The 24,505-nt window shown below is 61.5% G+C and carries 24 protein-coding genes; 9 read left to right on the top strand and 15 right to left on the bottom strand.

The genetic code is table 11. The annotated features are described in order from the left end of the window. Entirely contained in the window at window positions 1-1,587 is a 1,587-nt protein-coding gene (gene ffh, locus J7U39_RS25795) for a signal recognition particle protein (protein ID WP_210633015.1), read from the bottom strand. Between the two features lie 400 nt (window positions 1,588-1,987). Between ffh and J7U39_RS25790 the strand changes: the two genes are divergently transcribed. The 6 genes from J7U39_RS25790 to J7U39_RS25765 all read left to right on the top strand — a co-directional run bounded on the left by J7U39_RS25790 (window position 1,988) and on the right by J7U39_RS25765 (window position 7,399). Further along, window positions 1,988-2,212 (top strand): hypothetical protein, encoded by a 225-nt coding sequence (locus J7U39_RS25790; RefSeq protein ID WP_042119085.1) that lies wholly within the window; start codon window positions 1,988-1,990, stop codon window positions 2,210-2,212. Window positions 2,213-2,324: 112 nt separating this feature from the next. Continuing rightward, complete coding sequence (dapF, locus tag J7U39_RS25785; protein WP_210633014.1) at window positions 2,325-3,230, top strand: diaminopimelate epimerase; 906 nt, start codon at window positions 2,325-2,327, stop codon at window positions 3,228-3,230. Continuing rightward, window positions 3,227-4,498, top strand: a complete 1,272-nt coding sequence (gene mtaB / locus J7U39_RS25780) for a tRNA (N(6)-L-threonylcarbamoyladenosine(37)-C(2))-methylthiotransferase MtaB (protein WP_210633013.1) — start codon at window positions 3,227-3,229, stop codon at window positions 4,496-4,498. The genes dapF and mtaB overlap by 4 nt, the downstream gene beginning before the upstream one ends. Window positions 4,499-4,514: 16 nt before the next feature. After that, window positions 4,515-6,092 (top strand): signal recognition particle-docking protein FtsY, encoded by a 1,578-nt coding sequence (gene ftsY / locus J7U39_RS25775; RefSeq protein WP_210633012.1) that lies wholly within the window; start codon window positions 4,515-4,517, stop codon window positions 6,090-6,092. Window positions 6,093-6,170: 78 nt separating this feature from the next. Next, window positions 6,171-6,815 carry a septation protein A gene (locus tag J7U39_RS25770; RefSeq protein ID WP_210633011.1) on the top strand — a complete coding sequence of 215 codons (645 nt, stop codon included), beginning with the start codon at window positions 6,171-6,173 and terminating at the stop codon, window positions 6,813-6,815. Then, entirely contained in the window at window positions 6,812-7,399 is a 588-nt protein-coding gene (locus J7U39_RS25765; protein ID WP_210633010.1) for a DUF2585 domain-containing protein, read from the top strand. The genes J7U39_RS25770 and J7U39_RS25765 overlap by 4 nt, the downstream gene beginning before the upstream one ends. 38 nt (window positions 7,400-7,437) lie before the next feature. On the opposite strand, the gene J7U39_RS25760 is transcribed toward J7U39_RS25765, so the two are convergent. From J7U39_RS25760 to ccmA, 13 genes are all read right to left on the bottom strand, one after another. Beyond that, window positions 7,438-8,334 (bottom strand): DUF4365 domain-containing protein, encoded by an 897-nt coding sequence (locus tag J7U39_RS25760; RefSeq protein WP_247241795.1) that lies wholly within the window; start codon window positions 8,332-8,334, stop codon window positions 7,438-7,440. 159 nt (window positions 8,335-8,493) lie between these two features. Then, a complete protein-coding gene (locus J7U39_RS25755; RefSeq protein WP_210633008.1) occupies window positions 8,494-9,027 on the bottom strand; it encodes an NADH-quinone oxidoreductase subunit B family protein in 534 nt (177 codons plus the stop codon). A 12-nt stretch (window positions 9,028-9,039) separates the two neighbouring features. After that, window positions 9,040-10,557 carry a nickel-dependent hydrogenase large subunit gene (locus J7U39_RS25750; protein WP_210633007.1) on the bottom strand — a complete coding sequence of 506 codons (1,518 nt, stop codon included), beginning with the start codon at window positions 10,555-10,557 and terminating at the stop codon, window positions 9,040-9,042. An 11-nt stretch (window positions 10,558-10,568) separates the two neighbouring features. Further along, on the bottom strand, window positions 10,569-12,032 hold the full coding sequence (locus J7U39_RS25745; protein WP_210633006.1) for a hydrogenase 4 subunit F: 1,464 nt from the start codon (window positions 12,030-12,032) through the stop codon (window positions 10,569-10,571). After that, complete coding sequence (locus tag J7U39_RS25740) at window positions 12,029-12,694, bottom strand: hydrogenase-4 component E (protein ID WP_210633005.1); 666 nt, start codon at window positions 12,692-12,694, stop codon at window positions 12,029-12,031. The genes J7U39_RS25745 and J7U39_RS25740 overlap by 4 nt, the downstream gene beginning before the upstream one ends. After that, window positions 12,694-13,650: an NADH-quinone oxidoreductase subunit H gene (locus J7U39_RS25735; protein ID WP_210633004.1), complete on the bottom strand. Its 957-nt coding sequence runs from the start codon at window positions 13,648-13,650 to the stop codon at window positions 12,694-12,696. Before J7U39_RS25735 ends, J7U39_RS25740 begins: the two co-directional genes overlap by 1 nt. Next, on the bottom strand, window positions 13,641-15,662 hold the full coding sequence (gene hyfB / locus J7U39_RS25730) for a hydrogenase 4 subunit B (RefSeq protein ID WP_210633003.1): 2,022 nt from the start codon (window positions 15,660-15,662) through the stop codon (window positions 13,641-13,643). Before hyfB ends, J7U39_RS25735 begins: the two co-directional genes overlap by 10 nt. Further along, window positions 15,659-15,955: a helix-turn-helix transcriptional regulator gene (locus J7U39_RS25725; protein ID WP_210633047.1), complete on the bottom strand. Its 297-nt coding sequence runs from the start codon at window positions 15,953-15,955 to the stop codon at window positions 15,659-15,661. The genes hyfB and J7U39_RS25725 overlap by 4 nt, the downstream gene beginning before the upstream one ends. Before the next feature lie 268 nt (window positions 15,956-16,223). After that, entirely contained in the window at window positions 16,224-16,832 is a 609-nt protein-coding gene (locus J7U39_RS25720) for a DsbE family thiol:disulfide interchange protein (RefSeq protein WP_210633002.1), read from the bottom strand. After that, on the bottom strand, window positions 16,829-16,996 hold the full coding sequence (gene ccmD, locus J7U39_RS25715) for a heme exporter protein CcmD (protein ID WP_210633001.1): 168 nt from the start codon (window positions 16,994-16,996) through the stop codon (window positions 16,829-16,831). Before ccmD ends, J7U39_RS25720 begins: the two co-directional genes overlap by 4 nt. Window positions 16,997-16,999: 3 nt before the next feature. Continuing rightward, entirely contained in the window at window positions 17,000-17,761 is a 762-nt protein-coding gene (locus J7U39_RS25710) for a heme ABC transporter permease (RefSeq protein ID WP_210633000.1), read from the bottom strand. Window positions 17,762-17,808: 47 nt separating this feature from the next. Continuing rightward, the gene (ccmB, locus tag J7U39_RS25705; RefSeq protein ID WP_210632999.1) at window positions 17,809-18,468 is read right to left on the bottom strand and encodes a heme exporter protein CcmB; all 660 of its coding nucleotides are present in this window, start codon (window positions 18,466-18,468) and stop codon (window positions 17,809-17,811) included. After that, window positions 18,465-19,109, bottom strand: coding sequence for a heme ABC exporter ATP-binding protein CcmA (gene ccmA / locus J7U39_RS25700; protein WP_210632998.1), 645 nt, complete (start codon window positions 19,107-19,109; stop codon window positions 18,465-18,467). The genes ccmB and ccmA overlap by 4 nt, the downstream gene beginning before the upstream one ends. 261 nt (window positions 19,110-19,370) lie before the next feature. Here ccmA and acnA point away from each other — a divergent pair, with 261 nt between their 5' ends. The 3 genes from acnA to J7U39_RS25685 all read left to right on the top strand — a co-directional run bounded on the left by acnA (window position 19,371) and on the right by J7U39_RS25685 (window position 23,862). After that, window positions 19,371-22,061: an aconitate hydratase AcnA gene (gene acnA, locus J7U39_RS25695; RefSeq protein ID WP_210632997.1), complete on the top strand. Its 2,691-nt coding sequence runs from the start codon at window positions 19,371-19,373 to the stop codon at window positions 22,059-22,061. 345 nt (window positions 22,062-22,406) lie between these two features. After that, a complete protein-coding gene (locus J7U39_RS25690) occupies window positions 22,407-23,147 on the top strand; it encodes a thioredoxin family protein (RefSeq protein ID WP_210632996.1) in 741 nt (246 codons plus the stop codon). A gap of 313 nt (window positions 23,148-23,460) precedes the next feature. Beyond that, on the top strand, window positions 23,461-23,862 hold the full coding sequence (locus tag J7U39_RS25685) for a DUF2794 domain-containing protein (RefSeq protein WP_064805507.1): 402 nt from the start codon (window positions 23,461-23,463) through the stop codon (window positions 23,860-23,862). A 6-nt stretch (window positions 23,863-23,868) separates the two neighbouring features. On the opposite strand, the gene J7U39_RS25680 is transcribed toward J7U39_RS25685, so the two are convergent. After that, the gene (locus tag J7U39_RS25680) at window positions 23,869-24,426 is read right to left on the bottom strand and encodes a GNAT family N-acetyltransferase (protein WP_210632995.1); all 558 of its coding nucleotides are present in this window, start codon (window positions 24,424-24,426) and stop codon (window positions 23,869-23,871) included. Window positions 24,427-24,505 lie beyond the last annotated feature (79 nt).

Here is a 24,505-nt window from a genome sequence, read left to right as displayed (position 1 = left end):
TCACTTCTTCTTCGGCAAGCCGGGCAATCCCGGGAAACCACCGCCAAGACCCGGCAGCTTGGCGCCGCCGAGGCCCGGCAAACCACCCGGCAGGCCGCCGAGACCGGGCATACCCCCACCCGGCTTTCCAAGCCCCGCCGCTTCCGCCTGCTTCTGCAGGGCTTCGAGCTGGCGAGGATCGATATTCGAGAGATCGGGCATGCCGCCCCCCATGCCACCCAGGCCGCCGCCAAGCCCCATCTTGCCGGCAAGGCCGCCCATCATCTGCTTCATCAGGCCGCCTTTGCCCTTGCCGCCCATCATCTTCATCATATCAGCCATCTGGCGGTGCATCTTCAGAAGCTTGTTGATGGCGGCGGCATCGGTGCCGGAACCGGCGGCGATGCGCTTCTTGCGCGAATGCTTGAGCAGGTCGGGATTGGCGCGCTCGGCCTTGGTCATCGATTGGATGATGGCGATCTGGCGGCCGAAAAGCTTATCGTCGAGGCCGGCGGCGGCCATCTTGTCCTTCATGCCGGCCATGCCGGGCATCATGCCCATGATGCCGCCCATGCCGCCCATCTTCTGCATCTGGCGCAGCTGATCGGCGAGATCGTCGAGGTCGAACTTGCCCTTGGCCATCTTGGCGGCCATGGCGGCCGCCTTCTCGGCGTCGATGTTTTCGGCCGCGCGCTCGACGAGCGAAACGATGTCGCCCATGCCGAGGATGCGGTCGGCGATGCGGCGGGGATGGAACTCCTCGAGCTCGCTCATCTTCTCGCCGACGCCGATCAGCTTGATCGGCTTGCCGGTGACGGCGCGCATCGAAAGGGCAGCACCGCCACGGCCGTCGCCGTCCATGCGGGTCAGCACGAGGCCGGTGATGCCGACGCGTTCGTCGAAGTTGCGGGCGAGATTGACGGCGTCCTGACCGGTGAGGCTATCGGCGACCAGCAGGATTTCATGCGGGTTCGACTTTTTCTTGATGTCGGCCATTTCGACCATCAAGGGCTCGTCGATATGGGTGCGGCCGGCGGTATCGAGGATGACGACGTCGTGGCCACCGAGCTTGGCCGCCTGCACGGCGCGGGCGGCGATATCGGTCGGCGACTGGCCTGCGATGATCGGCAACGTGTCGATATTGGCCTGGGCGCCGAGCTGGCGAAGCTGCTCTTGCGCGGCGGGACGGCGCGTGTCGAGCGATGCCATCAGCACCTTTTTCTTGTCGCGCGTCGACAGACGATTGGCGATCTTGGCGGTCGTCGTCGTTTTGCCCGAGCCCTGCAGGCCGACCATCATGACCACGACGGGGGCCGGCGCATGCAGATCGATGCCCACACCTTCGCCACCCAGCATCTCGATCAGTTCGTCATGGACGATCTTGACGACCATCTGGCCGGGTTTGATCGACTTCAGGATCTCGGCGCCGACGGCCTTTTCACGCACGCGGTCGGTGAAGGAGCGCACGACGTCGAGCGCGACGTCGGCTTCCAGCAGCGCACGGCGAACCTCGCGCAGCGCTGCGGAAACATCGGCTTCCGAAAGCGCGCCACGGCCTGTCAGTCCATTCAGAATGGATCCAAGACGGTCCTGGAGGTTTTCAAACATCGGCTCTTCCTTGATACGTTTCGGGCGGGTTCGATATGCCCGGAAACGTCGTGCTTTTCCTTGACGAAAACAAGACGCAAAGCCAAAAAGCACCCGAGGGCGCATCGCGCTGTCGGGTGTTGACCTCCGGGATCTCGAAGTCCCGGTCGGCGGCTCGGAGTCATGTGGCTCGTCGCGGATTGGGCGCGATAAACAGGAAAGCGGCGGGAAAGTCAAGGCGAATGCGGGCAGATGGCCGCATGGCGGCTTTTCGGAAGCGGCGCCACATGGGGCAAGCGGTTAAATTCCCGCTCACAGTTCAAATTCGCTATTTAGGCGAGTTGCAAAATATTCTGCTTGTGATTCTATTTTCCACTTAAGTGCGTCCTGTAAAATGATTCGTGAATATCCTTGATGCCGGATGATCCGGCGGAGATATCGAATGATCAATGCTGATATTGAAAGTTGGGCGCTGGCACGGGCCCATCATATTGTTCTCAACGAAGGCCTTAGTCTTGCAAAAGCGGCACAGGATCTGGACCGCAAACGGTCCCGCTCGCTGGTCTATGAGCTGAGAAAGGTCATCACCGCCGCTATCGTCGAGGCGCATGCGGCGTCGTTCGAGCCCGACGGCGGACAGCGGTAGAAGCCGGACGGCCCGAGACCTCGGTCGGCTGCAAGGCCTGCATGGCACTCACCCACTGGTAATTCCCTCGCGTTTCCGCCATATACAGCGGAAAGACGGACGGAATGATACCATGAACGCAACGGTCGAATTCGCGAGGATGAATGGGCTTGGCAACAAGATCCTGGTCGTCGACATGCGCGGACGGACGGACAAGGTGACGCCTGCGGCGGCGGTCGCGCTCAATGCCGATCCTGAGACCGAGTTCGACCAGATCATGGCGATCCATGATCCGAAGGCCGACGGCACCGATGCCTTCATCGATATCCTGAATTCCGACGGCTCGAAGGCGCAGGCCTGCGGCAACGGCACACGCTGCGTCGTGCAGGCGCTTGCCGCCGAGACCGGAAAGAAGGCCTTCACCTTCCAGACGGTCGCCGGCATTCTCAATGCCGTCGAGCACGAGGACGGGACGATCTCCGTCGATATGGGCCGGCCGGTCTTCGATTGGAACAGGATTCCGCTGGCGGAAGAATTCCGCGACACCAGCCGCATCGAACTGCAAATCGGCCCGATCGACAATCCGGTGCTGCATTCGCCCTCGGCAATGTCGATGGGCAATCCGCACGCGATCTTCTGGGTGGACAGGGACGTGATGTCCTATGATCTCGCCCGCTTCGGGCCGTTACTCGAAAACCATCCGATGTTTCCCGAGCGCGCCAACATCACGCTGGCGCAGGTGACCTCGCCGACATCGGTGACGACGCGCACATGGGAGCGCGGTGCGGGACTGACGCTTGCCTGCGGTTCGGCCGCCTGTTCGGCCGCCGTCAGCGCGGCGCGCACCGGCCGCACCGGCCGCAAGGTCACGATCAACGTGGCAAGCGCCAAGCCGCCGGCGACACTTTCCATCGAATGGCGCGAGCGTGACGATCACGTCATCATGACGGGACCGGCGGAATGGGAATGGTCGGGCCGGGTCGATCCTTCGACCGGCCTCTGGTCGCGCGACGGCACCCGAGAGGTCGAGGCGCAGTGAGCGGCATCGAGGTCATTACCTTCGGCTGCCGCCTCAACACATATGAATCCGAAGTGATGAAGGCGCAGGCCCAGAAGGCCGGGCTCAACAACGCCATCCTGGTCAACACCTGCGCCGTAACCGGCGAGGCCGTGCGCCAGGCCCGCCAGGCGATCCGCCGGGCGCGGCGCGACAATCCGCATGCCCGCATCATCGTCACCGGCTGCGCCGCGCAGACGGAAAAACAAACCTTCGCTGCCATGGGGGAGGTCGATGCGGTGCTCGGCAACGAGGAGAAGCTGACGAGCGCCTCTTATCGCAGCCTGCCGGATTTCGGCGTTTCGGCCGAAGAGAAGCTCCGCGTCAACGATATCATGAGCGTCAAGGCGACGGCGCCGCAGATGGTAAGGCACATCGACGGCCACGTGCGCGCCTTCATTCAGGTGCAGAACGGCTGCGACCATCGCTGCACCTTCTGCATCATCCCCTATGGCCGCGGCAATTCCCGCTCCGTGCCGATGGGTGCGGTCGTCGATCAGGCGCGCAAACTCGCCGACAGCGGTTATCGCGAGATCGTGCTGACCGGCGTCGACGCCACCAGCTATGGCGCCGATCTGCCCGGCGCGCCGACGCTCGGCCTTCTGGCGAAGACGCTGCTGAAACAGCTCCCTGAAATCCGTCGTCTGCGGCTTTCCTCGATCGACAGCATCGAGGCCGACGCCCATCTGATGGACCTCATTGCCGACGAGCCGCGTTTCATGCCGCATCTGCATCTATCGCTGCAGCATGGCGACGACATGATCCTGAAGCGGATGAAGCGCCGGCACTCGCGCGCCGATGCGCTGCGTTTCATCGAGGAAGCGCGCCGCCTTCGCCCTGAAATGAGCTTCGGCGCCGATATGATCGCCGGTTTCCCCACGGAAACGGAAGAGATGTTCGCCAATACAGTGCGGCTCGCCGAAGAGGCTGGCATCGCGCACCTGCACGTTTTCCCCTACAGCCCGCGTCCCGGCACGCCGGCCGCCCGCATGCCGCAGCTCGACCGGTCGCTGGTCAAGGATCGCGCGGCAAGGCTGCGCGCCACTGGACAGAGGCTGCATCAATCCCATCTCGATGGCATGGTCGGAACCCGGCAGTGGCTGCTTGTTGAAAACAACGGCCTGGCCCATACGGAAAACTTCACGCTGGTCGCAGCCGCCGGCCTTCGTCCCGGCGAACTTGTGCCGGCGACGATCACCGGCCACAATGGCAAGCATCTCGACATGCAATTGACGGCCGCAGCGGCCTGACTTTCACGGAATTCCCATGGCGCTCAGTTTCATCAAAAAGGTCTTCACCTTCGGCAAGCCGGCTGAGGAACCCCTGCCTGAGACCGTGGAAAGGGAGCTCGAGCCACGCTCGCGCGACGAGGACCTGCCGATTGCGGAAGATCCTGTTCTTCCCGAGGAGATGGATACGGCCGGCGGGCCGGCTGCGGATGTCGGCGAGGGCGCCGAGGAAGAGCGTGACGATGCTGAGCCCGCGATCCTGCCGGCTCCGGACCAGCTGAGCGATATCGGCGTTGTTCCGCTGTCGCTGCTGGAAGCCGAGGCGGAAGCGGAGACGGAAGCCCAGCCGATGGCTGTGGACGTGGTGGAAACACCCCCCTCTGTCCTTGCGGGACATCTCCCCCACAATGGGCGAGATCGTTCGGAGCCGGAGGTGTCGGTTTCCGCGGAAGAGACAGCGGATGGCGCAGACCTGCTTCCAGAAGAGCCTGAACTCGATGTGGAGCAAGAGATCGCCGTTCAGCCGATCTCCCCCCCTGTGGGGGAGATGCCCGGCAGGGCAGAGGGGGGGATCACATCCGCCGAGCCTTCCGAGACGATTACGGAATGGCCGAAGGCTGAATCTCCCGTCCTCCCCAAAGGCTTCACCACCGGCCCTGCGATCATTGCACCGGAGCCCATTGCCCCGCAGCCGAAGCTCAGCTGGTTCCAGCGTCTGCGGAACGGGCTTGCGCGCACCTCCTCGCAGCTCACCGGCCAGATCACAGCGCTCTTCACCAAGCGCAAGCTCGACGACGAGACGCTGCAGGATCTCGAAGATCTGCTGATCCAGGCCGATCTCGGCGTCGAAACGGCGTTGCGCGTTACCGATACGCTGGCTTCCGAGCGCTATGGCAAGGATGTGACCGGCGAGGATGTCAGCCGGATTATGGCGTCCGAAATCGCCAAGGTTTTGACGCCGGTCGCCAAGCCGCTGCAGCTCGATCTCTCGCACAAGCCGCATGTCATCCTCGTCGTCGGCGTCAACGGTACCGGCAAGACGACGACGATCGGCAAGCTTGCGGCGAAGCTTTCGGGCGCCGGGCTGAAGGTGATGCTGGCCGCCGGCGATACATTCCGCGCGGCGGCGATCGAGCAGCTGAAGATCTGGGCTGAGCGAACCAATTCCGAATTCATCGGCACCAAGCTCGGCTCCGATGCCGCCGGTCTTGCCTATGATGCCTTCGAACAGGCGAAGGCGAAAAAATGCGACGTGCTGATCGTCGATACCGCCGGCCGGCTGCAGAACAAGGCCGAGCTGATGGCCGAGCTCGAAAAGATCGTGCGCGTGCTCGGCAAGCTCGATCCCGATGCGCCGCACACCGTACTGCAGACGCTCGACGCCACGACGGGGCAGAATGCGCTGAGCCAGGTCGAGATCTTCCGCAATGTCGCCGGCGTCAACGGGCTGATCATGACCAAGCTCGACGGCACGGCACGGGGCGGCATTCTCGTTGCGATCTCCGCCAAGCACAAGCTGCCGGTCTATTTCATCGGTGTCGGCGAGGGCGTGGAAGACCTGGAGCCGTTCGAGGCCGAGGATTTTGCCCATGCCATTGCCGGGCTCGGGCAATGATGCCACAGATATGCCGCCGAAAGCCTGCAAGGGACGGTCGGGAAACAGGTTTTCAGCAATAGCAGGTTCGAAGAACGCATGACCACCGAAAGCAATATCACCCCGTCCGCGGCCGACCGCCATCATCCGATACTGAAACTGGCGTTGGAACTCGGGCCGCTGATGATCTTCTTCTTCGCCAATCTGCGTGGCCAATGGCTGGTCGAAAAATTTCCCGCCCTTTCCGAACTGGGCGGGCCGCTGTTCGTCGCGACCGGGCTCTTCATGGCGGCGACGGTGATTTCGCTTGTAGTTTCGAAGATCGTGCTCGGCCATCTACCGATCATGCCCTTCGTCTCCGGCATCGTCGTCGTCATCTTCGGCTCGCTGTCGATCTGGCTGCAGAACGAGACCTTCATCAAGATGAAGCCGACCATCGTCAACACGCTCTTCGGGGTGGCGCTGCTCGGCGGGCTCGCCTTTGGCCGGTCGCTGCTCGGCTATGTCTTCAACGCCGCCTTCCAGCTCGATGCCGAAGGCTGGCGCAAACTCACGATCCGTTGGGGCATCTTCTTTCTGTTCCTCGCCGTGCTGAACGAAGTCGTCTGGCGCAACTTTTCCGACGATACCTGGGTCGCGTTCAAGGTCTGGGGCACGATGCCGATCACCATCATCTTCACGCTGGCGCAGATGCCGCTGGTGCTGAAACATAGCCTCAATCCCGAAACGGACGGTGAAAAGTGAGCGCTGCAGACGTCGAATACCGGATCAGGCATCAGACCTTATGGTTCGTCGCGTGCCTTGCGGTCCTGGTCGCCCAAGTCGTCGCCGAGCATCTGATGGGGCGCGTGCCGATCTGCGCCTGCGGCTATGTCAAGCTGTGGGAGGGCGGGGTCAATACCAGCGGCAACTCGCAGCATCTGTCGGATTGGTACACGCCGTCGCACATTATCCACGGCTTCCTGTTTTACGGACTGAGCTATCTGCTCCTGCGCCGTAAGCCGCTGATGGCGCGTCTGCTCCTGGCGCTCGTCATCGAGTCCGGCTGGGAACTGCTGGAAAACTCCCCTCTCATCATCGACCGCTACCGCACCGCGACGATCGCGCTCGATTATTACGGCGACAGCATCCTGAATTCGGCGATGGACACCGTCTTCATGTGCGTCGGCTTCTTCTTCGCCTGGCGGGCGCCGATAGCGTTGACCGTGGCCGTCGCCATCTTCTTCGAGATTTCCACCGGGTATATGATCCGGGATAATCTGACGCTGAATGTGCTGATGCTGATCTGGCCGGTTGAGGCGATCAAGATCTGGCAGGGTGGGGTTTAGGGGCAATAAAATCCCCTCCCCAATCTTTCCCGCTGCTCCTAATCCTGCCAATCGCGAGGATCGTGAGGTGTTCCCCGGCTGCGCCAAAACTCACTTTCCTCTTCTTCCGTGATGAAGTCCTGAGGTTCCGGGGCCGATGGCGCCTCATCCTCGGGATAGCCTGCAACCAGGAAATTCTCGGCCTCCAGATAGGCACGCGCTTCGGGCCGCAGTTCGACTTCCAGAATATGAACGGCAACCTCACCGGAATATTCCGAAATAGGTTCGGCATACGAATAGATCGCCCAGGGGAAAAGCCTGACCATGACGTCGTGGAGGTTGTGAGCTCGGAGACGATAATCGATCTGCACATCCGGCTCTGCCTCCTGGCCTTCACCGATGTAGATGCGGAGATTGCCAAAGATCGCAGTTGTATCGCCCCACTCGTCCCATACGAAAAACGTTGTCTGGTCTTGTATTTGCTCCATCAAAACGAGATCGAGCGCAAAGGCCGAGCGCATCAGGAATTCCGGATCGGTCGGTATCGCCTCCTCGAAACAGAGCCTGGCAGTGGCGTCGAGCAAGTTGGTTGCCGGGATGGCAATCGACCATTCCATCCTCACTTCCTCCCATAGCTGCTTCTCCATTCGCTGCCACAATATCAGTCCGGTTTCGGTGTCAACGATGATGACGCAAACGGGTAGCGAATGCCTCGCCCAACAGTCCAGATGGTGTTTTTCACCGCGATAGATGTAATGGCCTTCGGTTCTCTCCGCGCAGGACATCGGTCGGATCTGCAGCGGCAGAAGCCGGCCCGTTGGCCAACCGTTTTCGAGGATTTCAGCGCGAGCGTCGATACCGATGTTCGAATCCGTCTGCCTGCGGAAAGACCATCCGAAATCCCGGATGAAAACCTTCTCGACCAGGTCAATGGCAAGGCGTGTGGACGGATCCATTTGATGGATGTCCGGCTTTCGAGATTGTAACCGTCGCCGTGGCGGCTCCGGTGAAAAGGCCCTGCGCCGGACGGCAGCGAGAAGGCCGAGTGCCGCCGTGATCAGCATCCCAATTGCAACAAGTCCAGCCTGGAGAAGTCGAACCATTGAACCTCGCCGTCACGAAGCGCAGCCTCCTGTATCGACGTATTCAAGTAAAGAAAGAAGACCTCGGAGGATGTCCGTCGGCGACGGCGGGCAACCTGGAATATGAAGGTCGACGGGTATGACCTTGGAAACTCCGCCGACAACCGCATAACTGCCCGCAAAACAGCCACCGTCGCGGGCGCAACCACCGAGCGCAACCACCCACTTTGGAGCCGGTGTGGCGTTGTTTGTCCGTTCTAGTGCTTCGCGCATGTTCTTGGTTACGGGGCCGGTTACGAGCAGCACGTCGGCATGGCGCGGCGAGGCAACGAAACGCATGCCGAAACGCTCGATATCGTAGAAGGCATTGCTCAGCGCATGCATCTCCAACTCGCAGCCGTTACAGGAACCGGCATCGACTGCGCGGATTGATAGGCTGCGCCCAAGGCGCCGGCGCGCGGTTTTGTCGATAGCGGCGATGAGCTCTTCCATGGCCGCATCGGAGGGGGATGGCGCCGGTTCTGTCAGCGGCAGGCGGATCAGGTTTTCGAAAAGGAGTTTTCGCATGCGACCCTGCCTTCAAAGATCATGACCAGAATAGGAACAATTGAACGACTTGTTGCAGAGCGGGAAATCGGCAACGATATTGCCTTCGATCGCTGCCTCGATCAGCGGCCACTGAAACCAAGATGGATCGCGCAGATGGCAGCGTTCGACGACACCCTCCGGTGCAAGCCGAAGCCAGACCAGGACGTCACCACGAAAACCCTCGACAAGCGCCATGCCTTCCCGACGTTCACCGACGGAAGGGATCGCGTTGAGGATAGATCCGATCGGGAGACGATCGAGAATCTGCTCGATGAGCAACAGGCTCTCGTCGACCTCCCGAATACGGATCCAGACGCGGGCGTTAACGTCGCCGTCATTAAGCACCGGAACGCCGAAGACCAAATGATCATAGGGCGGGTAGAGCAAGACGTGCCGGGCATCGAAACCGCGCCCGGATGCGCGCCCGACGTAGCCGCCGGCCCCGTACGCGCGCGCCAATTCGGCGCGCAGCCTACCTGTGCCGACCGTCCGGTCCTGCAACGAGGCGGTGTTGTCGTAGAGCTCGACCAGGGCCGGAAACCGATGGCGGATTTCGAGAAGGAGGCTTCGCAAGCCGGCCGCTCCGCCGCCGTTCAGATCGCGGGTGACGCCGCCGGGGGCGATACGGTCGCGCATCAGGCGGTGACCGAAGGCGGCATCGGCTGCCCGCAACACACGCTCGCGCAGCACGCCGCAATGAGCCAGCATCAGAGGAAACGCGGCGTCGTTGCAGATGGCGCCGATGTCGCCAAAGTGGTTGGCGAGCCGTTCCAATTCCGCCATCAGAGCGCGCAACCAGATCGCCCGCGGCGGAACAACGATCCCCAATGCGGCCTCGACGGCACACGAAAAGGCATAGGCGTATGCGACGGTGCTGTCGCCGGACACTCTCCCGGCGAGCTGGGATCCGCGAATCGGATCCGCGCCCTCCATCAGCGCCTCTATCCCCTTGTGGACGTAACCGAGTCGCTCCTCAAGGCGGACGACCGTCTCGCCATTGGCTGCAAAGCGGAAATGTCCCGGCTCGATGATGCCGGCGTGCACCGGGCCAACCGCGATCTGGTGCAGACTGTCACCTTCGGCGGGCAAAAAGGCATAAGGACCGGCTTCCGGCAACGCGATCCCGCGTTCTCCGAGGGGATGGCGCAGATCCCAGCAGCCGTGATCGAGCCACGGCCGGCTATCCGGCAAATCCCGTGGGTCAAGCCCCGTGAGATCGCGGAGCGCCCGCTCCAGCCGCAAGGCCGGCGGATGCAATTGCGCGACGGAAGGATAGCCGCCCTCCTCCAGCTCTTCCAGACTGAGAACCCCGATTGCGCGGGTCGGTTCGTCGAGTAAGGCCATATGAACGGCACTCGCCTCGCCCCATAGACCGAGCAGGATCAGGCGCCCTTCGGATAGCGCCGATATGGCCGATGTCCATGTGACCGCATCGACGATGGCGCGTTGCCACGGAGCGTGGTGCGGTACGGAACGACCTTTCTCGAGGACATCACTGAGCGTCGACATCTCCCCTCGCATCATCGAAGAAGGTTGGCGATATGCTGGAACCAGGCAACCAGCTCTGACGGCAGATAGACGCCGGCGACAAGCACCAGCATGAGATGAGCATACATCGGCACATAGGATGCCTCGGCGGGCGCCGTGCTGCCGCGGGGCTGTCCGAACACCGCTCCCGTGAGCCGCAGCAGCAGTGCACCGAAAGCGACCAGCAATCCGAAGACGAGCGGAATGGCGAGCAGCGGTTGCTTTGCGAAAGCTGAACTGACGATCAGGAACTCGCTCATGAATATCCCCGCCGGCGGCACGCCGGCGATGGCGACAACGCCGGTCAGCAAGCCCCAGCCCAGCCCCGGATGCGTTTCGCTGAGGCCGCGGATGGCGGAGAGCCTTTGCGTTCCCTTGACCTGAGCGATATGGCCGACGGCGAAGAAGATCGCCGATTTCGTCAGCGAATGCATGACCATATGCAATAGTCCGGCGAAATTGGCGAATGCTCCGCCGAGGCCGAAAGCAAAGACGATGAGGCCCATGTGCTCGATCGAAGAATAGGCGAACAGGCGTTTGATGTCGCGGCGGCGGTAGAGCATGAATGCCGCGAAAATCAGCGAGGCGAGCCCCATCGTCATCATCAGCGGTCCAGGCGCAAGAGCTTCGGGATTGGCCGACAACAGCATCTTGAAGCGCAAGACCGCATAGAGCGCGACATTCAGGAGCAAGCCGGACAGGACCGCCGAGATCGGCGTCGGGCCCTCGGCATGGGCATCCGGCAGCCAGGCATGCAATGGCGCGAGACCGATCTTGGTGCCATATCCAAGCAGCAGAAATACGAAAGCGACGTTGAGAAGCGCCGGATCGAAGGCCGAGGCGTGCTCGATCAGAATGGTCCAGACCATGGCGTCATAGCCTTCGCCGACCACCGGCTGCGCCGCCAGGTAGATGAGAATGGTGCCGAAAAGCGCAAACGCGATGCCGACGCTTCCCAGAATGAAATATTTCCAGGCAGCTTCCAGTGCTTCGTGGGTACGGTAGATGCCGACCATCAGCACGGTGGTGAGCGTTGCAAGCTCGACGGCGACCCACATCAGGCCGATATTGTTGGACACGAATGCCAGATTCATGCCGAACATCATGATCTGATACATGGCATGGTAGAAACGAAGGTTTGCAGGCGTCAGCCGGCCGATATCCAGTTCATGCGCAATGTAGCTGGCACTGAAGATGCTGGTGGTAAAGCCCACGAAGCTGTTGAGGACGATGAAGACGATATTGAGATCGTCGACGAGCAGATATTGCCCCGGAGCCGGCCGTTCGGCCGGGAACAAGGAAAGCGCGGCGAGCAAGGTCAGCAGGCTTGCAAATACGTTCAGCCGTGCGGTCATCCGATAACCGGGCAAAAGCGCCAGGAGGGCAGCCGCAACGAGCGGTATCACAAGGACGGCTGTCACGGCATCGAAGGCCACGACGGAGGAGAACGCATTCATTTCCGCCGTCTCCCTTTGAAGTCATCCAGCGCGCGGACATCGACCGTGTCAAAGCGTTCGCGGATGCGAAACAGAAAAACGCCGATGACGATGAAGGCGATCAGGATCGAGAAGGCGACGCTGATCTCGACGACGAGCGGCATGCCCTTGGCGCCGGTCGCGGCGAGCACCAGCCCATTTTCGAGCGACATGAAGCCCACGACCTGACTGACCGCGTTGCGGCGGGTGACCATGATCAGCAATCCCAGCAGCAGGACGGATAATGCGAAGGCGAGGTCCTCGCGCGCCAAAGGATCCGCCTCCGGCGTCACCCGCAGCATTATAACCGTCGCCAAAGCGACGAGAGCGATGCCAGCGAGCATGGTGGAGCCGATGCCGACAACGGCCTCGATCTCGCGGTGGATGCCGAGTTGGCGGATCATGCGATGGAGTACGACGGGGATAACGATTGCCTTGAAGACGAGAGCGATCGCCGCCGTGACATAGAGATGCGGAGCATCCTGGACGAAGGCCTGCCAAGCGACCGACAGCGTCAATATCAGCGAATGCAGCGCGAAGACGTTGAGCAATGCGTAGAGACGGTCCTGATAGAGCATCATCATGCTGACCAAGACCAGGCCGCCGGCGAGCATATGGGCGATGTCGAAGACCGCACCGTTCATCAAAGGCTCCTTGAAACGAAGCGCAACAGAGTCGCGAGCAGGCCGAGCATCAGCGCGGCGCCAAGAAATTCCGGCACCCGGAAAACCCGCATCTTGGCGGTTGCCGTTTCGAACAGGGCGAGGAGAGCACCGCCGACTGCGAGCTTGGCAAGATAGGCAAGGATGCCAGCCAGATAGGCAGAAGGGCCTTCTCCCAATTCGGCGAGTTTCCACGGAACGAACATGCAGGCGATCAACGAGATGTAGAGTTCGAGCTTCAGGAAGGCCGCCAATTCGATAATTGCGAGGTGCCGTCCGGAATATTCGAGCACCATGGCCTCATGCACCATGGTCAGTTCCAGATGGGTAGCGGGATTATCAACGGGAATACGCGCGTTTTCGGCGATTGCGATCATGACGAGCGCGATCAAGGCGATCGCCAGCGAAACCCGCAGCCCCACCTGCGGTGACGTCATGAAGGCGGCGATGCTCGAAAGCTGGGTCGAGCCGGCGATCAGGGCGAGCGTGAAGATGATGAGCAGCATCGACGGTTCTGCCAGCGTTGCGATCATCACTTCGCGGCTCGATCCGATGCCGCCGAAGCTGGTGCCGACGTCCATGCCGGCGAGCGCCAGAAAGAAACGCGCGCTGCCAAGCAGTGCGATGATGGCGATCAGATCGGCCGTCCAGCTAAAGATGAGGCCAGTGGCGAAAGTCGGGATGACTGCAGCCGCGACCCAGGTCGCGGCGAAGATGAGGTAGGGCGTTATCCGGAACAGCCATGACGCATTCTCGGCCAGCACCACTTCCTTGCGCACGAGCCGCAGAATGTCGCGGTAGGGCTGGATCATGGAGGGCCCCCGCCGGCGCAGCAACCGCGCCTTGATCAGACGGATAAAACCGGTCAGCAGCGGCGCGATCAGCACGACGAGCGCCATCTGAACGGCCTGGACGAGGAGAGCGGAGATCATGACCATAGCGCCAGCACCAGAAGCAGGAAGACGAGCGCGAGGAAGACCAGGCTCAGATAGCGCCGGATCGTCAGGAATTGCAGATGGTTGAGCTTTTCGGCGGCAAACCCGACGGCGCCGACGATCGGCAGGTAGAGCCCTTCCCAAATCAGGTCATGCGCCTCGACGGCAAAACGCGCCGGCCGAAGATCCCCCGGCGGCGGCATGTCCACCCTTTCGCGGGCGCGGAAAACCACCGTCCCGAAAACGCGCCGAACCGGCTGGGCAAAGCTGCCTGCCGTGTATTGCGTCGCCGGGTTGATTTCGGGAAAGCCGCAATCCCAGGCGGGCGCCCGGCGCAGCGCCCGCGAGGCGAAACGGTGGATGAGATAGGCCGTCGACGACGCTGAGAAGAGGGTGAACAGGAATACCAGAAGACCATTATAGGTACTGCGGCTCTCGGCGATCGGCACAATCGACAGCCATGGAATATCCGTCTGCATCGGCACCTGTTCCCCGATCAGCGACAGCGTTACGGGCGCGAGCGCATCGATGACGATCCCCGGCAGGATCCCCGCCAGAAGACACAGCGCGGCCAGCACGCACATCGCCGCGAGCGAGAAGCGATCGACCTCCACCGCCTTCTCGGCCACAATGGTGCGAGGACGACCGAGAAAGGTCACGCCGAATGTCTTGACGAAACAGGCAGCCGCCAGGGCAGCCGATAAAGCCAGCATGCCGCCCACCGCCGGCACCAGAATCTTCAAGCCCCATTGCGGCAGAACCGGGCTCTGCAGCATAGCCTGGAACGACAGCCACTCGGAAACAAAGCCATTGAATGGCGGCAGGGCCGAGATCGCGACGCAGCCGACGAGGAAAACGACGCTCGTGACCGGCATGCGATGGATAAGGCCGCCGAGCTTGTCCATGCTCCGCTCACCGGTCGCCGTCAGCACCGCGCCGGCGCCGAAGAAGAGCAAGCTCTTGAAGAATGAATGGTTGAGGACATGAAATAGCGCGGCAGTCAGCGCTAATGCTGCCGCCAGCCCCATACCGTTCGCCTTGAAGGCAAGCGCCAGCCCGAGGCTGACGAAGATCACCCCGATATTTTCGATGGTGCTGTAGGCGAGCAATCGTTTGAGATCGCTCTCCATCAGCGCCTGCAGGATGCCGAGCACGGCGCTCCCGCTGCCGATGATCAGCACGACGATACCCGACCACCAGGTCGGCATGCCGAGCAGATCGAAGACCACCCGGATGAAACCATAGACCGCGACCTTGGTCATGACGCCGCTCATCAAGGCGGAAACATGGCTTGGGGCTGCTGGATGCGCCAGCGGCAACCAGACATGCAGCGGCACGAGACCAGCCTTGGAACCGGCGCCGAGCAGCAGCAGGACAAGCGCGAGGCCGGCCACAAACGGACTGTGCGCCGATAACCGCATGGCTGCGAAGCTATAATCGCCGGCAGATCCTGCAAGCAGGCCGAATGCGAGCAACAGGGCAAGCGAGCCGGCGCTCGCCATGACGATGTAGACGTAGCCGGCCTTCCGGTTATCGGCATCGCGATGGTGGGCCATCACCAGCGCCCAGGAAGCAAGCGACATGAACTCCCAGGAGATGAGGAAGGTGAAGGCATCGTCTGCCAGGATCACCAGGTTCATGCCGGAGAGGAAGGCGGGAAAGAACGGCAGCACGCGATGCGGCGCATGTTCGTGACGGCCGTAACCGAGGGCGTAGAGAGCCGAAAGGGCACTGCCGAGATTGACGACGATTATGAAGAAGGCAGCGAGCGCATCGAGCCGGAAATGGCTTCCCAGCCACGGAAGGCCGATAGGAAGGGCAAGCAACGATGCTTCGGCGGAAGGATGCCCTCCGACAAGATATGCGAGGGCAGTGACAAAGGCGATGGCGGAGAAAGCCAGGCTCACACCGTAGACAACTGGCGTCGACCGGCTCGAATGAGTGAGCAGTACCGCCAAAACCGCCGTCCCAAGCAATGCCGCCGCGCATAACAATAGGACTGAAACCGATGTCACGAGTTCGTCCTCGCTGTGGACAAGGACGCCAACCGTTCCGTGGTTGCGCTCTCTGAGGGCTTGGTCTTCGCTTTAAGCCTGACCCCGCGCCCGCCATCCGTGCTAACGGCTCCCTCGTTGATCACCTCGACACCTGCACTGTCCAGCGCCGCCAGCAGACGCATCAGGGTGTCGACATTCCCGCGCACCACATCGGCACTCGCCTCCATTCTCTGGATCGTCGGAACCGAAACTCCCGTCAGTTCGGCCAACTGCCGCTGGTCGATACCGAGAATGGCCCTGGCGGCCCGCATCTGAGCTGCAGTGATCACGATTAAACATCGCTTATCTTGCGCACACTCTGACAGTTGAGGTCCATGATGTGCCTATTGATGTCTGAAATCAACATTCTGATGTCTAAGCAGAGGTTTTGATATGAACCATCGCGAAAAGATTGATCGCCGGTGAATGGCGTGCGGCCGGTCCGTGGAGCCGGATCAATGATCACTGAAGGCGCGGGGCTGGAGGCATCGCCCTCGGCGGGCGTAATCGACAGCTAATCGTATGTTCGTAGGGAGAAACTTACGAAGCCGGCTTGCCCAGCGCCTTTTCCATCGCCGGATACAGGCCTTCCTTCAGGCTGATGTCGTCGAAGGGGCCGACGCGCTTGTAGAGGATGGTACCGTCGGCGCTGACGAGGTAACTTTCCGGGATGCCGTAGACGCCCCAGTCGATCGCCGCCTTGCCGTTTGGATCGACGCCGATCGCTTGATAGGGATTGCCGAGTTCGCCAAGAAAGCGCAGGGCGTTCTCGTTCTTGTCCTTGTAATTGATGGCGACGATGTTCAGCCGGCCGTCTTTGGCGAGTTCCTTGAGAATAGGGTGTTCGTTGCGGCAGGGGATGCACCAGGAGGCGAAGACGTTGACAAGCGTCAGCTTGCCGTTGATCGCGGCGTCGGTCAGCGCCGGCAGGTTGGTGCCGTCGAGTGGCGGAAGGTTCAGCGACGGCGCCTTGGTGCCGATTAGGGCGGACGGGATTTCGGCGATGTTTTTGCCGTGGAAATCCTGGTCATAGAGCATCTTCGCGGCCGTCGCCGCAATGCCGGCGAACACGATCAGCGGCAGAAGCGCCAGGGCGTAGCGGCCAAGTCCTCGGGGCTTGCCGGTCGTTTTTTCCTGTGCGTCGTTCATTCGCCGTCCTTTGGCCGCGCCGAGCGGCGGCGGATGCCGGCGGCTTCGAGCGCTGCCAGTTCCCGTCGGCGCGCCCGGCCGTCGGCCCAGGTCCACAGGATGACGGCGAGTGTCACCAATGCGGCGATGCCATAGGATGCATAGACATAGAAGGCGTGCGTCACGACCTATTCCTCCCGGCTGGCCATGCGGGCGGCAAGACGGCGCTGGGCGGCGACGCGGCGGCGCCAGATCTCGTTTCTCATGGCCATGAGGTGCAGGGTGAAGAAGAGCAGCGTGAAGGCGGTCGCCATGACGAAGAGCGGGCGCAGGAATTCCGGATCGATCGCCGGGCCATCGAGGCGTATCACGCTTGCCGGCTGATGCAGCGTGTTCCACCAGTCGACGGAAAACTTGATGATCGGGATGTTGACGAAGCCCACGAGGATCAGCACGGCGGAGACGCGTGCGGCCCTCGAGGGATCGTCGATGGCGCGGCTCAGCGCAATGAGGCCGAGATACATCAGAAAGAGGATGAAGACAGAGGTCAGTCTGGCATCCCAGACCCACCAGGTGCCCCACATCGGCTTGCCCCAGAGCGAGCCGGTGATGAGCGCCAGCAGCGTAAAGGCGGCGCCGAGCGGGGCTGCGGCCTTGGCGGAAACATCAGCGAGCGGGTGGCGCCACACCAGCGTGCCGATCGCCGAGAAGCTCATGATCGTATAGCACATCATCGACAGCCACGCGGCGGGCACATGGATATACATGATGCGCACCGTCTCGCCCTGCTGGTAATCGCCTTCGGTCGCGAAGCTCAGATAAAGACCGACCGCAAAACAGAGAACGGTAATGCTGGCCATCCAGGGAATGATGCGCGCGGCCAGCGCCAGAAACCGCGTCGGGTTGGCGAGATCGCTGATTTTGCTGATGGCAAGGCTGGTTTGGCTCATGAGCGCTTCCTTACCTTGATCCGGCTTTTCCCGCAATCGAAAGGCATTCAATCCGACGTGTTTCGCAGCGCCAAGGCGGCGGCGGCGGGGCCGATGACCGCAAAGAACAGCGTCAGTGCGATCAATATGAGGAAGGGCGGCAGGAATGGCGCAGGATCCTCGACCGCGGCATAGGTGGCGCTGACACCGAAGATCAGCACGGGGATCGTCAAAGGCAATACGAGGATCGAGACCAGCAGACCGCCGCGGGGCAGGGCAACGGCGACGGCAGCCCCGACGGCGCCAATGAAGGTGATCGCCGGCGATCCGACGAAGAGCGTCAGCATGGTGGCGCCGATCGCCGTCTCGTCCATGTTCATGAACAGGCCGAGCAGCGGCGAAGCGATGACCAGCGGCAGGCTGGTCGCGGTCCAGTGGGCGAAGCATTTGAGGAGCACGGTGAGCACAAGTGGCGTTTCCTGCATCAGCATCAGGTCGAGCGACCCATCGTCGCGCTCGGCCTGGAACAGCCGGTCGAGGCCGAGAAGGGCGGCAAGCAGCGCGCCGATCCAGACAATGGCGGGGCCGATGCGCGAGAGCAGCTTGAGATCGGGTCCGACGCCGAAGGGGATGACGGCGACGATGGTCAGGAAGAACAGCACGCCGATCAGCGCGCCGCCGCCGGCGCGGATGGAAAGTTTCAGGTCGCGGAGAAAGAGGGTGGTCATCCCCACACTCCCTGATCCACGCCGGCAAAGCCCGTCATCTTCAATTCCTGCACATTCTGGAGCCCCAGTGGCTGATGAGTTGCCGCCAGCACGATGCCGCCTTTTGCCAGATGCGCTTCGATCAATCCGGCAAACAGCCGGTCGGCGCTGGCGTCGAGGGCCGCGGTGGGCTCGTCGAGGATCCAGATGGGGCGGTGGGCGACGAGCAGCTTGGCGAAGGCGAAGCGGCGTTGCTGGCCGGCGGAGAGATAGCCGAAGGGAAGGTGGGTGATCCCTAAGAGGCCGACGGCTTCGGCGGCGTCATCGACAGGGAGGCCGGCGGCGCCCGGGCTGCTGAGGAAGGACTGCCAGAATTCCAAATTCTCCGCAACCGTAAGTTCATTCTTCATCGCATTTCGATGGCCGAGGTAATGGCTGACCTCGCCCGGATGGCGGCCTTGCGGGCTCTCTTTATCGCGGAAGATGACAGTTCCCTTTTCGGGCTTAAGAAGACCGGCGGCAACGCGCAGCAAAGTGGATTTTCCCGATCCATTTTTGCCGGTCAGAACGAGGGCTTCTCCGGCCGTCAAGTGAAAGGAAATGTTTACGAAAATGAGATCCTCACCGCGCCTTGCAGCCAGATTTTCGGCGGTGAGTTGCATGCGTCTGCTCTTTCTTCGTTGCGGCTTTCGGAAGGCTCAAAAAATGTCTGGTTTTGGCAGTGCTCGGGTATGGCAAGTTTTTAGGAAATTATCTATAAGACCGGCAACCACGCCAGCGGTCGGCGTGAATTTCATCCTTGCGCCGAACTTGGAGCATCTGCTCCACGTGCGGACAGCGGAAATGGCCGTACCCGCATCCTGATGTGCATTAAGTGCATAGGCGTTCGCACGACTGTGTTGGCTATCAGAACGGGGTTTCTCGTGTCTAAATCTCTTGACAGTTTCAATTGTCGTTCCACGCTTTCCGTTGGTGGAAAGGAGTATGTCTATTACAGCCTGCCCAAGGCTGAGGCAAACGGTCTGGCCGGCGTATCGAAGCTTCCCTATTCGATGAAGGTGCTGCTCGAAAATCTGCTGCGCTTCGAAGACGGCCAGTCGGTGACCAAGGAGCACATCCTCGCCGTCGCCGCGTGGCTGAACAACAAGGGCGCTGTCGAAAACGAAATCGCCTATCGCCCGGCGCGCGTGCTAATGCAGGACTTCACCGGCGTTCCCGCCGTCGTCGATCTTGCCGCGATGCGCGACGCGATGGTGTCGCTCGGCGGCGATCCCGAGAAGATCAATCCGCTTGTTCCTGTCGACCTCGTCATCGACCACTCCGTCATCGTCGACGAGTTCGGCACGCCGCAGGCTTTCGCCAAGAATGTCGAGCTGGAATATCAGCGCAACGGCGAGCGCTACCGCTTCCTGAAGTGGGGCCAGCAGGCATTCAAGAATTTCCGCGTCGTTCCTCCGGGCACCGGCATCTGTCACCAGGTCAATCTCGAATATCTCGGCCAGACCGTCTGGACCAAGGAAGAGGACGGCGAGACGATCGCCTATCCCGATACCTGCGTCGGCACCGACAGCCACACGACGATGATCAATGGTCTCGGCGTTCTCGGCTGGGGTGTGGGCGGTATCGAGGCTGAAGCCGCCATGCTCGGCCAGCCGGTTTCGATGCTCCTGCCTGAAGTCATCGGCTTCAAGCTGACCGGCAAGCTCAAGGAAGGCGTCACCGCGACCGACCTCGTTCTGACCGTCGTGCAGATGCTGCGCAAGAAGGGCGTCGTTTCCAAGTTCGTCGAATTCTTCGGCCCCGGCATGGACAACATGCCGCTCGCTGACCGCGCGACAATCGGCAACATGGGTCCGGAATACGGCGCCACCTGCGGCTTCTTCCCGGTTGACGGCGAAACCATCAACTACCTCACCATGTCCGGCCGCACGCATGACCGCATCGCCCTCGTCGAAGCCTATTCGAAGGCCCAGGGCATGTGGCGCGAAGGCGACGGTTCCGACCTCGTCTTCACCGACACGCTGGAACTCGACCTCGGCGACGTCGTGCCGTCGATGGCCGGCCCGAAGCGTCCGGAAGGCCGCATCGCGCTTGAAAACATCGCTTCCGGCTTTGCCGGCTCGATGGATGCCGACTACAAGAAGCCCGGCCAGCTTGCCAACCGCTATGCGGTCGAAGGCACCGATTTCGATCTCGGCCACGGCGACGTCGCGATTGCCGCCATCACCTCCTGCACCAACACCTCCAACCCGTCGGTGCTGATCGCGGCCGGCCTTCTCGCCCGCAACGCCGTTGCCAAGGGACTGAAGACCAAGCCGTGGGTCAAGACCTCGCTGGCTCCGGGATCGCAGGTGGTCGGTGAATATCTCGCCAAGTCAGGTCTGCAGGCCGATCTCGACAAGCTCGGCTTCAATCTCGTCGGCTTCGGCTGCACCACCTGCATCGGCAATTCCGGCCCGCTGCCGGCGCCGATCTCGAAGACGATCAACGACAAGGGTCTGATCGTTTCCGGCGTGCTCTCCGGCAACCGCAACTTCGAAGGCCGCATCTCGCCCGACGTCCAAGCGAACTATCTTGCTTCGCCACCGCTTGTCGTCGCCTATGCTCTCGCCGGCACGGTGCAGAAGGACCTGACCAAGGAGCCGATCGGCGAAGACCAGAACGGCAAGCCCGTCTACCTCAAGGATATCTGGCCGACCTCGCACGAGGTGCAGGAGTTCATCCAGAAATACGTCACCCGCGAACTCTACGAAAGCAAATATGCCGATGTCTTCAAGGGCGACATCAACTGGCAGGCGGTTCAGGTTCCGCCGGGCCAGACCTATGCCTGGGACGACAACTCGACCTATGTCCAGAACCCACCCTACTTCGTCGGCATGGGCAAGAAGGGCACCGGCGTTGCCGACATCAAGGGCGCCCGCGTCCTCGGCCTGTTCGGTGACAAGATCACCACCGACCACATCTCTCCGGCCGGCTCGATCAAGGCGGCATCGCCGGCCGGCGCCTACCTCATCGGCCATGACGTCGCGGTTGCCGACTTCAACCAGTACGGCACGCGGCGCGGCAACCATGAGGTGATGATGCGCGGCACCTTTGCCAATATCCGCATCCGCAACCATATGCTCGGCCCGAACGGCAAGGAAGGCGGCTACACCATCCACTACCCGTCGAAGGAAGAGACTTCGATCTACGACGCCGCCATGCAGTACAAGGCAGAAGGCGTTCCGCTCGTCATCTTCGCCGGTGTCGAATACGGCAACGGCTCCTCGCGCGACTGGGCTGCCAAGGGCACCAACCTGCTCGGCGTCAAGGCTGTCATCGCCCAGAGCTTCGAGCGCATCCATCGCTCGAACCTGGTCGGCATGGGCGTCATCCCCTTCGTCTTCGAAGAGGGCACGACCTGGCAGAGCCTCGGCCTCAAGGGTGATGAGCTCGTCACCATCGAGGGGCTGGACAAGATCAAGCCGCGCGAGAGGAAGATCGCCAAGATTACCTATGGCGACGGCACTGTGAAGGAAGTTCCGCTGCTGTCGCGTGTCGATACGCTCGACGAGGTGATCTACCTCAACAATGGCGGCATTCTGCAGACGGTCCTGCGTGATCTCGCTGCCTGATTTTCAGGGCATGATGCCGAAAAGTGTGAGCGGTTTTCGGACGACATCATGCTCTTCTTCTTTGATGTAGATCCGGATTCAGATTTTAGGCCGGTCGGCCTAAAATCACCCGGGTCTAGGAGAGTGGATTGATAATGGCCGCCGGAGAGCGTTTCCGGCGGCTTTTCTTTGCTGCAAGAGTCTTTGCCGGAGGCTCACGATGATTTGTTTCAGCTGCGTTCCGGCCGAGCTACGGTCTCACCCGTTCGTGATTTTTCGTTTGGACCCGGAAGGATTATTCGTACGTTCATATCTCAGAGCCTTCGGTTCCAAACGCCGCCGGCGCTGAAAAAGAGGTGCAGGTGAATGTCCCCCCGTTTCTTGATTCCGCTGATCGTCGGCGTTGCTCTTGCAGGCTCGCTGCAGGCCGAAGACGGCAAGCCCAAAGGCGTCGTCGAGCTTTTCACGTCGCAGGGCTGCTCCTCCTGTCCTCCCGCTGATGCCGCCTTTCGCAAGCTGGTGAATCAGGGCGATGTCATCGCGCTCGCCTATCACATCGACTACTGGAATTATCTCGGCTGGGCCGATACGCTGAGCTCGAAGGAAAATACCGAGCGGCAGTACGGCTATGCCAGGACGATGGGTCGCAGCAACGTCTATACGCCGCAGGCGATCGTCAATGGCCGTGGCCATTTGGCCGGCGCCGATCTCACCGGCATCAACAGCAAGATCGACACCTACAGCAGCGAAGGCAACGGGCTGACCATCCCCGTCAGCGCGGCAATGCGCGGCGACGAGCTGGAGATCAAAATCGGCGCAGGGCAGGGAAAGGCCAATGTCGTGATGGTCTATTTCGACAAGGAAAAGACGATCGACGTCGAAAAAGGCGAAAACAGCGGCAAGAAGATCTCCTATCTGCACAGCGTCACCAATGTCGAAACCGTAGGCATGTGGGACGGCAAGGCGACCAGTCTGACGCTGCCGGCGAGCGTCCTGCAGCGGCCGCAGCTCGAGGGCTGCGCGATTCTGCTGCAGTCGGCAACGGCCGACGGCGATCCAGCAGCGATTCTCGGGGCGACCGTGGTGATGGCGGGAAAAAATATCTGATATTTCATCCGATTACGGGTGAAATGCCGGGCGGCCCGGCCGAGCGTATTCGGGGCTGGGGTTAAGGTCGATACGCTCCGCCGGGCCCTTTGGCGCGCTGGCGCCAAACCGGGATGCATAAATCCCCTGCAAATGAGGCGCTGTTTTGACTGAAATGCGGCGCTGGGGAGAAAGCACTGCTTCGTCCCCAGCGAAAGGTGCCTGGACGTGCGGCGCTGCGGTAGGCCGAATGTGAGGGGCCGCGCTCTTGCAATTTGCGGCGGCTCGGGCAAACTGTCACTCTCCTGTCACAAGCGGAGGCCTTGGAGACCTGATGACAGATCAGCCGGATTTGCGACACGGCGAAAGCCGCTCCGTCGACAATAGTTCCTCGGTCGTCGTCGATCTCAGGGAGTACAAGCAAAGCAAGGACCCGCTTCCGGTGACCTTCCACCGGCGCGAGCTGGACGCGATCCTCTGGATCTACGGCCGCATGGTCGGCGAGGGGGAATGGCGCGATTATGCCATCGACCATCTGAAGGACAGAGCAGTCTTTTCCGTCTTCAAGCGCTCCGGCGAGATGCCGCTCTTCCGGATCGAAAAGAACCCGAAGCTTGCCGCCAAGCAGGGCGCCTATTCTGTCATCAACGTCAACGGCATGATCCTGAAGCGCGGGCACGAGCTGAATCAGGTCCTCAAGGTGTTCGACAAGGCCTTGAAGCTTGTCGATAAATAATTCTCATCAGCCCGCAAACAGCGTACCGGGATAAATGGAGGGATCCGGATCGGTCCTCATGCCCTCGCCGAGGCTGCGCTGCATGAGCATCGTGTCCAGCCAGCGGCCGTGCTTGTAGCCGGTACCCTTCATCAGTCCGACCTCCACAAAACCTGCCTTCAGATGAAGCGCGATCGAGGCCGGGCTCGCGCCGCCGATGACGGCTACCATCTGACGAAAGCCAAGCCCGGTGCAGCGGTCGATCAGCTCGGCGATCAGTGCCTTGCCGATGCCGCGGCCGCGGGCTTCGGGTGCCAGGTAGATCGAATCCTCCACCATCCAGCGATAGGCAGGGCGGGTGCGGAAGGCCGACGCATAAGCGTAGCCCAGGAGTTTCCCGTCAGCATCGGTTGCGGCGATATAGGGATATTGCTGGCTGACGATCGCGGAAAACCGCTGGGCCATTTCGGCCTCGGAGGGCGGCGCAATCTCGTAGCTTGCAACGCCATTGAGGACCGAGTCGCGATAGATCTCCGTAATGGCGGTGATGTCGGTTTGGGAGGCGTCGCGCAGGAGGAAGGACATCGGGCGGCAGGTCCGTCGGAAGGAGCAGGCTCCTCTAAAACCACCCCTGAGAAACCGGTGCAACAAAAAAGGCGGCCGA

This window comes from Rhizobium sp. NLR16a, from assembly GCF_017948245.1.
In the GTDB taxonomy this organism is placed as follows: domain Bacteria; phylum Pseudomonadota; class Alphaproteobacteria; order Rhizobiales; family Rhizobiaceae; genus Rhizobium.
The sequence above is the reverse complement of the archived record's forward strand: the minus strand, read 5'-3'. Positions and strand labels throughout refer to the sequence as shown.